The 12,317-nt window shown below is 45.8% G+C and carries 5 protein-coding genes; 3 read left to right on the top strand and 2 right to left on the bottom strand.

Translation table 11 applies throughout. The annotated features are described in order from the left end of the window. Positions 1-48: 48 nt before the first annotated feature. Entirely contained in the window at positions 49-1,695 is a 1,647-nt protein-coding gene (locus RIG66_RS19725; RefSeq protein ID WP_446380447.1) for an FAD-dependent oxidoreductase, read from the bottom strand. Positions 1,696-1,872: 177 nt separating this feature from the next. Here RIG66_RS19725 and RIG66_RS19720 point away from each other — a divergent pair, with 177 nt between their 5' ends. Continuing rightward, on the top strand, positions 1,873-2,751 hold the full coding sequence (locus tag RIG66_RS19720) for an endonuclease/exonuclease/phosphatase family protein (RefSeq protein ID WP_446380446.1): 879 nt from the start codon (positions 1,873-1,875) through the stop codon (positions 2,749-2,751). Between the two features lie 195 nt (positions 2,752-2,946). Here RIG66_RS19720 and RIG66_RS19715 read toward each other — a convergent pair whose 3' ends face one another. Beyond that, positions 2,947-3,579: a transaldolase family protein gene (locus RIG66_RS19715; RefSeq protein WP_446380445.1), complete on the bottom strand. Its 633-nt coding sequence runs from the start codon at positions 3,577-3,579 to the stop codon at positions 2,947-2,949. 841 nt (positions 3,580-4,420) lie between these two features. Here RIG66_RS19715 and RIG66_RS19710 point away from each other — a divergent pair. Together RIG66_RS19710 and RIG66_RS19705 are read left to right on the top strand one after the other, a co-directional pair. Next, on the top strand, positions 4,421-8,731 hold the full coding sequence (locus RIG66_RS19710) for a two-partner secretion domain-containing protein (protein ID WP_446380444.1): 4,311 nt from the start codon (positions 4,421-4,423) through the stop codon (positions 8,729-8,731). A 376-nt stretch (positions 8,732-9,107) separates the two neighbouring features. Next, positions 9,108-12,092 (top strand): CHAT domain-containing protein, encoded by a 2,985-nt coding sequence (locus RIG66_RS19705; RefSeq protein ID WP_446380443.1) that lies wholly within the window; start codon positions 9,108-9,110, stop codon positions 12,090-12,092. Positions 12,093-12,317 lie beyond the last annotated feature (225 nt).

Raw genomic sequence — 12,317 nt, 5'->3', positions numbered from 1 at the left:
TACTAACTTCAACGAATGACAAATGACAAATGACAAATGACAAATAACCTACTGAACCGCCTTGTAGGTTTTAAATCCACCCGTGAGATTGTGGGCATCAAACCCCTGTAACCGCAACGCACGGGTGGCATAGTATGCCCGTTGACCGACTTGGCAATAGACAGCAATTTTCTGGTCTTTGGGCAATTCATGGACGCGATCGCGCAATTGTGTCAAAGGAATATTCAACGCCCCCTCAACATGACCCGCCTCAAATTCGCCAATTTCCCGAACATCCAATAGCAGCGCCTCTTCTTCTGCCCACTTATCCCAGTGAATAATTGGTGCATCACCGCGCAACACATTCGCCGCCACCATTCCCGCTAAATTTACCGGGTCTTTCGCCGCACCAAATTGAGGCGCATAACACAATTCTGCCTCCTCTAAATCAAACACCGTTGCCTGATTTTGCAGCGCCATGGCAATCACATCCATCCGTTTTTCTACCCCTTCTTCGCCAACCGCTTGTGCGCCCAATATACGACCCTCTTGGGGAGAAAACAGTAACTTCATATCAATCGGTTTTGCCCCTGGATAATAGCCCACATGATGACCCGGATGCAGATAAACCTTCTCATACGCCATCCCCACCCGCTTCAGGGTTTTCTCACTCGCACCCGTCGCCGCCACAATTAACCCAAAGACACCACAAACGGTCGTTCCTTGTACGCCGCGAAACGTGGTATTCCGTCCACAAATCGCATCCGCCGCCACTCGTCCCTGGCGATTGGCTGGACCGGCTAAGGGGATTAACATCCATTCCCCCGTTACCCAGTCGCGCACTTCTACAGCGTCACCCACCGCCCATATATGGTCATCATTGGTTCGCATTTGTTCGTTGACTCGAATCCCACCGCGATCGCCAATATCTAATCCAGCATCCTTAGCTAGTTGAGTTTCGGGACGCACGCCAATGCCTAAAATAACTAAATCGGCTGGATGTTTTTCCCCGGATTTTGTCGATACAATTAATGTATCCTCACGGGTTTGCTCAAACCCAGTGACCCCATCGCCTAAGCGTAACTGTACCCCATGTGCCATTAAGCGATCGTGAACAGGTGTCACCATTTCGGGATCAAGGGGAGGCATGACTTGCGGTAGCATTTCCAGTAGGGTCACGGCAATTCCCCGCTTAACTAAGTTCTCCGCCATCTCCAAGCCAATAAACCCGCCCCCGACAATAACCGCTTGCTTCACCTGATGTTCAACAATCCAGTTCCGAATCCGACGGCTATCAGGAATGGTACGTAGGGCAAAAATTCCCGGTAGGTCAATTCCCGGTAAGGGTGGACGCAGGGGAGAAGCGCCTGGTGCCAGGACGAGGGCGTCATAGCGTTCTCGGTACACTTGTCCAGAGTTCAAGTCTTTGACGGAGATTTCTCTAGCGTCTCGGTCAATTTCCAGAACTTCATTCTCCAGACGCACCTCAATATTAAAGCGCTGTTTGAACAGTTGTGTATTGGCAACCAGAAGTTTTTTCTCGTCGGTAATTACATCTCCCACGTAGTAAGGTAAGCCGCAATTGGCAAAGGAGACAAAGGAACCACGATCAAAGATGATAATCTCAGCCGACTCCGACTGACGGCGAGTTCGCGCCGCACAGGATGCGCCTCCAGCAACACCACCGATGATCAGAATTCGTTGTTTTGTGTTCATAGCTGACCCTTTATGTTTTGAACGTTTTACCTTATATGGTTTTGATAGGGGATTAGCAGACTTATATTGCTCGTTATTTAAACAGTGATTGATTCAATCATACAGCCCCTCTGCTGGAATAGGATTACGATTACATCAAAACTTAATATTTGATAACTATTTATCGATATAGCTGTATTGTACCCGGTAGATTCCCTCGGTTCGGTTTATTCTCGATTAGAGGAACAAATCAAAGGAGCAAACTCACCCGTGGTCAAAATCGTCACCATAAATATCTTGTTTGAAATGGACAGATGGGAACAGCGACGAGACCTTTTGGCAGCCGGACTCAAGGCACAACAGGCGGATCTGATTGGGTTACAGGAGGTCAAGTTGCCAGAAGATACAAGTGCTTGGTTAGCTGAACAGTTAGAAATGCCCCACGTCTATTTGATACCGTACCAAAAACCCAATCAAGCGCAACCCAAATATGGGGCAGCCATTTTGAGCCGTTATCCATTCGTACAGCAGGCGGAACTGGATCTGCAAGGTCAGGGGCGCAAAGCGCAGTATGTGCAAGTGGAAGTGGAGGGTCAAGCCTTGATTTTATGCAATGGGCATTATTTTTGGTCGCCCGGTTCCTCTCCCGAACGAGAAAAACAGATTCGTTTACTCCTGGATTGGTTGGGTAAATTTCTGCCAGACATGCCTGTGGTGGCGGTGGGTGATTTTAACGCGAGTCCCGGTACTCCGGAAATTAGTCTGATGCAATCTCAATTTACGTCAGCGTATGGGGCGCACCACGGACATGAACCAGAGTATACCGCTCCTACTCCCCTATGGCGCGGCTGGCAGCGGATGCTACGCTACGCCATAAGTAACTGGAAGCGCTACGGTAGGTTTAGACATGAGCGGGGAACACGGGATTATATTTTTTTCAATCAATATTTGCGTGTGCAAGATTGTCAACTGATTCTGACTGAACCAGCGCCTGATGACTCTACGCTGTATCCCTCTGACCATTTTGGTTTGGCGGCTCAATTGGAATTTTTAGGAGGTGGGGAAATTCAAAGTTAATGGTGGGGATTGTCATTGGTCATTGGTCATTGGTCATTGGTCATTTGTTATTTATTATTTGTGATAATTGAATGGTTAGGTCGGGGCGGGTTTAGTTATATCAGGGTGAACACGAAACGTTAGTGGTAAAACCCGCCCCTACACAAGATGTTTCATCGGAACGTCTCTGCTCCCTCAGCTTCCCCTGCACCTCTGCTACGACAATCCCCGCCCTTTTTGGGCAAATTCATCAATGGTTTGCTCGGATAAATTGTGAGTTGTCATCGCATTCAACATTTCTAACGGAAGCGTTAGATGATCCGCCCCAGCAATTAAAGCCCCCGCCGCTTCTGCTGGTGATTTGAGACTGGCGGCTAGAATTTCCGTGGGACTATCTTGGAGGATAGCTGCAATTTCTTGCACCAACGCCAAACCATCCCCTAGTAAACGAGTGGCGCGATTCACGTAGGCGATCGCATATTTGGCTCCAGCTTCTGTTGCAACGGCGGCTTGGGCGGCGCTGTAAATGGCGGTAACAGAACAGGGAATCTCTGGAGATAGATGGGCGACAACCTGAAATCCTACGGCTGTAGCCGGAACTTTCAGCACTGTTTTTTCCCCAATCATCTCAAACGCTTTTCGTCCTTCTGCTACCATTCCTTGAAAATCGGTTGCCATGAGTTGATAATACAGTTCTCCCGGACTAATTGCCGCCAGTTGTTCCAGTGTCGTTTCTGGGGGTAGATCACTTTTGGCAAGTAGTGTCGGATTGGTGGTGATTCCCTTGACCCATCCCCATTTCTCTACCGTTTTCGCTTCACTGACTAATGCCGAATCCAAATAAATCATGATCAATTTTCCGTTACACCCATTCTAATTATCCGTCTTGCACCATCCCCAAGAGCATCCCTAGCCATTCTTCCACAGAAGGAGTCAGATAAGTAGGGCTTGCGGCACAAACTGTCCACCCTTACAAATAACGGTGTAGAGGAGGATTAAAGGAACATTGAAGTGCAAAGTTTTAAGCCTTGATTAGTCAAAATCCTACTCTGGTATCAGTCCAAAAAAGAAGGGTTCTATAATTTAGTCTGCGTTGAAAACTGCGCTAGCGTGAAGAGAAGCGAGTACGACGAATGACGAATGACGAATGACAAATGACAAACCATAAAGCAACAGCAACTCTCAAAATTAGATCGCTTGAATAATTTCCTGTTTAAGTTAATTCTATCTGGAGTGACACTAAAAACTTAGTTTTTAGATCTTAATCTCCCTAGTTTACAATTTTAGGAAATCTCAGCAATTTGTTGAGCGTTGCTGTTACTTGTCAATGAGGAAATAGAGATAAAATTTATCAGTCGGCTTTATACCTCCTAATTTGATTTTGTCAGTTCAACTTCTGTCATTAGTAAGCCTTTAGGCTTCAATTTCTAATGTAATCACCTTTACGGGAAAGCACAAGCAAATGACATAGAAGTTTACGTTTCGATGATTAAAGGCTGCCATTTATATTACAAATAATTTACGAATCAGGTTCTGTGAACCCAGTGTTCGCGGTAAGTGGTTATCAGACATTGACGGGTTGAAGCGTGCCATAAGCGCCAAATTTCCGTAATTCTACGGTAGCGATCGCATTTCTCCATCTGGCTTAATTTTACTATCAGTAGAAATACGGAGTCTGAGACAGGGTGTCATGGTCAGATGCAGGCAAAGTCAATCATGTCGGGGAATCCATTTCACCGCAGGCGTTGCGATCGCGTGGGTTCTATCCCATTGGACAACTCCTACCGTTGCCCAAGTTATCCCAGATTCTACTCTAGGGGGGGAACGCTCTGTAGTGACGCCGGATGTGATCATTCAGGGATTCTCTGCGGATCAGATTGATGGGGGGGCGATTCGAGGTGCGAATCTGTTCCACAGTTTCTCGGAGTTTAATGTCGGCGCGGGACAACGGGTTTATTTCGCTAATCCGACGGGAATTGACAATATTCTCAGTCGGGTGACGGGGACTGATGTTTCGGATATTTTGGGAACCTTGGGGGTTAATGGTAGGGCAAATTTGTTTCTGATTAATCCGAATGGGATTGTTTTTGGTAAAAATGCTCAGTTGGATGTTCAGGGTGCATTTGTGGCGTCTACCGCAGAGGAGTGGGTGTTTGAGCATGGGACAGAGTTTAGTGCGACGAACCCCCAAGCACCACCATTACTGACGATTAACCTAACACCGGGATTGCAATATGGCTCGAATTATCAAGGCGCGATCGCAAGTTCTGGTAGTTTAGCTGTAGGAGGGGATTTGATTCTCGCGGGTCGAACTCTTGACCTCAGCAATCAGGTACAAGCTGGGGGAATTTTGACTCTATTCGCGACGGATACGTTGAAGGTGCGGGATAGCGTAGCGAGTCCGTTTATTGCTTCAGCGATGGGTCAACTTTTGGTGCAGGGAAATCAAGCGGTTGATATTTTTGCCTTGAATCATCCCGATAGTGGGTTATTTTCCGGTGGGGATATGGTGCTGCGTTCTGGCAATACGGTTAGTGCGGATGCTCACTTCTGGAGTGGTGGCAATTTTCGGATTGAACAATTAGATAGTAGTTTAGGGAATTTGTCAAGTCCTTATGACCCAGTAATTCGAGCTAGTGGGGATGTGAGTTTCAATGATTACACAGGTCCCTCTTTGCATATTTTGGCTGGGGGGAGTGTCACGATTTCCGGGAATGTTGCCATAGAAGGTGTGGAGGCAAATGCTGATGCAATTAATGGGGATATTATCGTCTTATCGGATGGGACAGAAATCACGATTAATGGCTCGATAAGACCAACTTTAGATATCCGTGCGGGTACGACTGATTTTGGCACGCCTGATGCTGCACCCATTGATAATTTTAATCCTTTTGGCGACTTCGATTCAGCACCGATGATTGACGCTTTAGGTACAGGAACGAGTGCGGATATCAGAATTGCTGGTTTGATCGATATTCAGGCGGCGGATGGATTGGTACTTTTAACCAATCAGTATCGCCCCAATCTTTCCTTGTCGGGGGGAGTGATTACTGTGCCAGGAATTTTTACCGATGATTTTGAACGTAGGTTTGTGGGAAATAGTGGCTCTATTTTTATTGACTCCAGAGGTGATATAGAAATGGGTCAGATTGATACCAGCAGTTTTTCCGGAAATGGCGGTGAAATCAGGATTATTTCTGACCAAAACATTACCTTTACAGACAATGTTGATTCTTCGGTTCGACCTGATGATGGTTTAGGATTTGGTGTCGGCGGCAATATTACCGTGACGGCTCAAGAAGAAATCGTTCTCCCTAGTGTAAATAGTTCAATTATTAGCGCAACTCTAGGTCAAGGTAAGGGCGGTGATATTGAGATTAATACTAGGTCGCTGTCCCTCGTAAATGGAGCTAGAATCTTTACGGTTACTCAAAGAAAGGGAGAGGATTCAGGTCAAGGCGGTAATCTGACAATTAACGCCAGCGAATCTGTAGAATTAATTGGTGTAGGTATACCCCCAGGTGGCAATCAGCCGAGGAGTACCAGTTTGCAAGCCAGAACTTTGGGGGATGGTGATGCTGGAAATTTGACCGTAAATACGAGACAGTTGATTCTGCGAGATGGTGGGATACTATCAACGACTAATTGTGGAAGCGGAGCAGTTAGTCGGTGTGGTTCAGCGCAGTCAGGAACATTGAGAGTTAATGCGTCTGAATTTATAGAATTGTCTGGTACACCAGACATAGAAGATCCTCGTCTTAGTCCCAGTGGTTTTTATAGTCAGAGTTTGCTGGATGGGGATGGCGGAGATGTTTTTGTTGAAACCAGGCGATTGATTATCCGGGATGGGGCGGAGATTGCTGCGGCTACTGAAGATACCAGTAGTGGAGCGGGTGGAAATGTCACAATCAAAGCCTCCGATTCAGTGGAATTAATTGACACAAGACCTGATGGAACACCTGGAGGTTTGTTTACATTTTCTCGCGGTTCTGGAAATGCGGGAGAATTGAATATTGAAACAGGGAGATTGATTGTTCAAGATGGTGGATCAATATCAACAGGTACTGAACGTGAAGGTCAGGGAGGAAACTTGATTATCAACGCCTTTGAGTCGGTGGAATTAATTGGAACATCAAGAGTTAGCGGGAATGGTAGCAAAGTACGGGCGATAACTGGCGGTTCTGGTAATGGTGGGGATTTGGTGATTAATACGAGGCGATTGCTGATACAAGATGGGGGATTACTATCATCTAGCACTTTTAGTTCAGGTCGAGCCGGGAATTTGAACGTGAATGCTACGGATTCAGTGGAAGTAATCGGTACTTCAGAGGCAGGTATTCAAAGTAGCGTATCTTTTGATACGTCTGATGAAGGTAATGCTGGAGATTTAACCATTACCACTGGACAGTTGCTGGTTCGGGATGGAGGAGTGGTATCAGCAAAAACCACTGATCAAGGTCAAGCTGGAACGTTGGAGGTAAACGCTGATTCCGTACAAGTAATTGGTACATCGGCTGATGGTCAAAGGGCTAGTAGCTTATTATTTGATTCCTCGGCTTCTGAAATGGGAGGAAATGCGGGAGAATTAACGATTGATACGAGTCGGTTAATTGTCCAAGATGGAGGATTGGTTTCCGCGACAACGGCGAATACTGGTGAAGCGGGAAAACTAGCTGTAAATGCGTCTGAATCGGTGGAAGTTATTGGTACAGCCCCTGATGGAACCACTCCTAGTAGTTTACGGTTTGATTCTTTAGCCTCAGAAACCGGAGGAAATGCAGGAGAATTAACGATTGATACGAGTCGATTAATTGTCCAAGATGGAGGATTGGTTTCGGCGACAACGGCGAATACTGGTGAAGCGGGAAAATTAACTGTAAATGCGTCTGAATCAGTAGAAGTTGTTGGTACGTCACCGAATGGTCAAACCCCTAGCCTTTTAGTCTTTGATTCCTCGGGTTCCGGTAATGCGGGAGAGTTGAAGATTGACACAGAACGATTAGTTCTCCAAGGCGGTGGACAAATATCTGCGACAACCTTTGATTCGGGACAGGGCGGAATTATAGAGGTTAACGCTTCAGAATCGGTAGACGTTAACGGTTCAGGAAGTGGCTTATTTTTTGAGTCTCGAAGTTTGGCAAATGCCAGAGGAATCACGCTGAATACAGGTCGTTTAACGGTGGAAAATGGCGGACAATTAACCGTGAGTGGGAGTGGATCTGGCACGTCTGGGGATTTGGAGATTACGGCTGATTCTATCTTTTTAACTAATCAAGGACGTTTGCGGGCAACGACGACGGCTAGTGAAGGGGGGAATATTCGTTTAGATGTGACCGATTCTATTATTATGCGCTTCAATAGTGAAATTGCGGCGGAAGCATTTGGTACGGCAAATGGGGGCAACATTACGATTAATGCTGGGGGAATTGTTTTGGCAATTCTCTCGGAAAATAGTGATGTCGTTGCTAATGCCTTTGCGGGTCAAGGTGGGACAATTTCGGCGACGGCTTTACTGATTGAAGGGTTTCGCCAATTTGAAGACCGCCGTACTCCAGAGAGTGACTTTATCGCTAGTTCTGAATTAGGGATTGATGGGACAGTAGAAACGAATACGGAAACTCGCCCTCAACTCGAACCTTTACCCCAGTTACAACCTGTAGACCCAATTGAACCAAGATGTCAAGTCGGTCAACGGCGTGGAAGCAGTGAATTTATTATTTCCGGGCGCGGGGGTTTACCGCCTAATCCAATTAATAATGGTGGTTATAATCAGGGTTGGGTGGATTTCCGTGATCCGATAAGTTCGACGGACAATCGGGTAAACTCAGAGGAAAATAATCCGCAAACGGAGAGAAAAGCGACTCAGATTATTGAAGCGCAAGGATGGATTATTAAGGAAAACGGAGAGGTGGAATTGGTGGCGGAAGTACCGAATCCGACGCTGTATAGTTCCTGGCAAACTCCGATTTGTCCTGTACCGAATGAGACGATTGTCCCGTAGGGGCACACCGACGTGCGCCCTGCACCGACGTGTCGGAAAGATAAACGTAGGACTTACGCAAAGGATCTATCTGTAGGGTGTGTTAGCGTAGCGTAACGCACCTTTGCAACTTAGGACTTAAGCACGATAATATCAAGGGCACGATAATATCGTGCCCCTACAGGTAGCTTGAAGGGTTAACTTCTTTCTCTTTCCCCATCGCAATTCCACTTTTATTGGTGGTAAGCTGTATCTTGGTCTGTCGCTATTGGGGGGAGGGGAAAGCGTGACGATGAATTGGCGCTAAAGCGCAACTACAAGCGCAACTACAAGCGCAACTACGAGCGCAATTACGAGCGCAACTACGAACAAGGGTGAATGATTCTTATTATAAATTATGACTAAATTCCCATTTTTATGGCGTCATCTGAAATTATTCTTTAAATATGGGGTTATCGCTGTCTGTTTTACTCTATTGATTGGTTTGGGTCAAACTTATCTGATTCGTCAATCGGCACTGAGTACCGAACTCCCGCGAATTCTTAGCCAAACTCCTATTGTTGATATCAATGGGTTAGTTCAACAAGGTCAAGGTTATTATCAAAATGGACAATTTACAGAGGCGGTAAGTCTCTGGGAAGAAGCGGTATCCCAATTGGCTGATGAAGGGAATCAACTTCAACAAGCGAGAGTCTTGGGTTATCTGGCTTTGGCTTTTCAAGAATTGGGAAAATGGCAAGAGGCGAAAGACGCGATCGCACTCAGTTTTAACCAACTCCAATCTCTTCCTGATTCGCCGGATAAATCTTTGATTTTGGCTCAAGTTCTTAATAATCAAGGACATTTACAACTCTCTCTGGGTAATGCGGCTGATGCTCTAAAAACTTGGGAAAAGGTACATCGCCTCTACACCCGCTTGGGGGATGAAACCGGAAGTATTGGTAGCTTGATTAATCAAGCCCAAGCGTTGCAAAGTTTAGGACAGTTACGGGAGGCATTTAAAACGTTAACTCTGGCAACTATGCGTCTACAACGCCAACCGGATTCTTTGCTTAAATTTACGGCTTGGTCTCGTTTGGGAGAATTGGTGCGAGTTGTGGGTAATTCTAATCTGTCTGATCCAAATTGGTTGTCTTTAAAAGAATCTTTCCAGTTCAATACTTTAACTAACTTAGAGCAATCTAAATACTTATTAGATGAAAGCTTAATTCTGGCGCAAAGCTTGGATAATACAGACGCGATAGCTGAAGCGTATTTCCAATTGGGAAACTGGGCGAAGGATACTTATCATCACCAGCGCAGTTTATACGAACGAACTCGCCCCTCTCTCCAGAAGATTCAACCTGTTCTGGATGCTGTGGCTCAATCTGGTGATTATTATCAACAGGCAATAACTCTATCTAATTCGCCCCTAATTCCGCTCCAATCTCAGCTAAATCACCTGAGTGTTTTATTCAATACCCAATACTGGTTACTTAAGCAACGTCACTGGTCAAATGCTCAAACATGGTGGCAGGAAAAAATTGTACCGCAACTGCCGACTTTAACCCAGATTCAAGCCAATATCACCACATTACCCACTAATCACACCGCTATTGATTGCCAAATTAAGTTTGCTCAACTTCTGGTTACTTTAAACCAAATTCAGCAAACGGTTAGCCAAAACCAGGTACAGGTTCCCACAATTTATCGTCACAGCATTTGGACAAGATTGGATGGTTTATTAACCGCAACCTTTGACAAAAATAAACAGATTATCCAACAATCTCACGAGTTAGAGGATCGGCGTAGTGAGGCTTATGCGACGGGGATTAGTGGTAAACTCTATGAATCGACTCAGAACCTGGAAAATGCCCTGGAGTTAACCCATAAAGCCATTCAAATTAGCCAATCAATTCAGGCGTGGGATATTGCTTATCAATGGCAATGGCAACTGGGGCGCTTACGGAAAGCCCAGGGAAACATTGACGAAGGATTGGGCGCTATCGCCGCTTATCAAGCCGCCGTTAATACTGTCAATACGATTCGCCCAGATTTAGCGACTCTTAATCCTGATGTTCGCTTTTCTTTTCGAGATGAAGTTGAGCCGATTTATCGGGAATTGATTGATTTGCTGTTGCGAGATGAAACGCCAGCACCGCAAAATTTAATCCAAGCCAGAGAGGTTTTAGCCCAACTGCAATTAGCGGAATTAGAGAATTACTTACAAGAAGCCTGTGCGTCATCAGATCCGGCTTTAATTGACCAAATTGTAGACGAACACGCCCCAAATACAGCGGTTATTTATACGATTCTTTTAGATGATCGGTTAGAGGTGATTCTCAAACTACCCCAGTGTAGAGACGTTGCATGCAACGTCTCTACACCATCGCGATCGAAAATTAATCCCAGTCATTCTAAATCTGGAACCCAGCCAACCTTACAACACCATCGCGTCAAGCTTTCCCCCCGTCAGGTGGAAGAAAGAGTTGATCAACTCCGCACTCAACTCACTAATCCTCAACGTACTTCTCGCTATAGTAAAGCGATTCAAAATACCTCTCAACCGATCTATAATTGGTTAGTTTCTCCCTTTGAATCCCAGCTTGAAGCGAATGGGATAAATACCCTCGTTTTTGTCCTCGATGGTGCCTTACAAACCGTTCCCATGGCGGTGCTTTGGGATGGGAATCAGTACCTAATTGAAAAATATGCGATCGCGCTGAATCGAGAACCCCAATTACTGTCCCCTGTACCTCTCTCCCAGTACCCCTTACAGACGCTAGCTTTTGGACTATCTCAGGTGCGATCGGAATTTCCCGCCCATCAAGGCTTTACTCCTCTCACCAATGTTGAAATAGAATTATCACAAATTCCCTCAGATGTCAAGTTGATGAATGATGCATTTACCAGTCAAGCCTTGCAATCTAAAATCAACGCCCGCCCCTTTTCCATTGTTCACTTTGCCACCCACGGACAATTTAGTTCTAATCCCAATGAAACCTTTATTTTGGCATGGGATAAACGGATTCAGGTGAATGAATTAAGTCACTATCTCAAAAGTCGCGAGGAAAGTTTACCTGATCCGATTGAACTATTAGTGTTGAGTGCTTGTCAAACTGCCAATGGGGATAGTCGGGCGACATTAGGGCTGGCGGGAATAACGGTTCGTGCTGGAGCGCGGAGTACGATTGCGACGTTATGGGAAGTGAATGATAAATCAACGACTGATTTTATTACATTGCTCTATCAACAGTTAACCAATTCCACGGAACCGATGAGCAAAGCGGAAGCGATACAGCGGATTCAGAAAGCTTTTTTAGGGAATGCGAATTATCGGCATCCTTATTATTGGGCACCTTTTGTTTTAATCGGTAATTGGCTCTCGTTGTTTCAAGGATAAATTTGTCCCTAGATCAGGGTACGATAGTATCGTGTCCCTACCTAATCAAATTAATGATCTCTACCCTTTGGTAGGGGCATGGCATTGCCCATTGGTGTCAACTTAAGGTGAAAGCTCGGTTGAGCAAGGGTGTCGGGTGTCGGGTGTCGGGTGTCGGGTGTCAGGATGGAATTGTCTGTTGGAGGCGAAAAAACCTCACACCTACCACCATTCACCTCACCTATT

It is taken from the genome of Coleofasciculus sp. E2-BRE-01 (assembly GCF_040221695.1).
Classification (GTDB): domain Bacteria; phylum Cyanobacteriota; class Cyanobacteriia; order Cyanobacteriales; family Coleofasciculaceae; genus Coleofasciculus.
The sequence above is the reverse complement of the archived record's forward strand: the minus strand, read 5'-3'. Positions and strand labels throughout refer to the sequence as shown.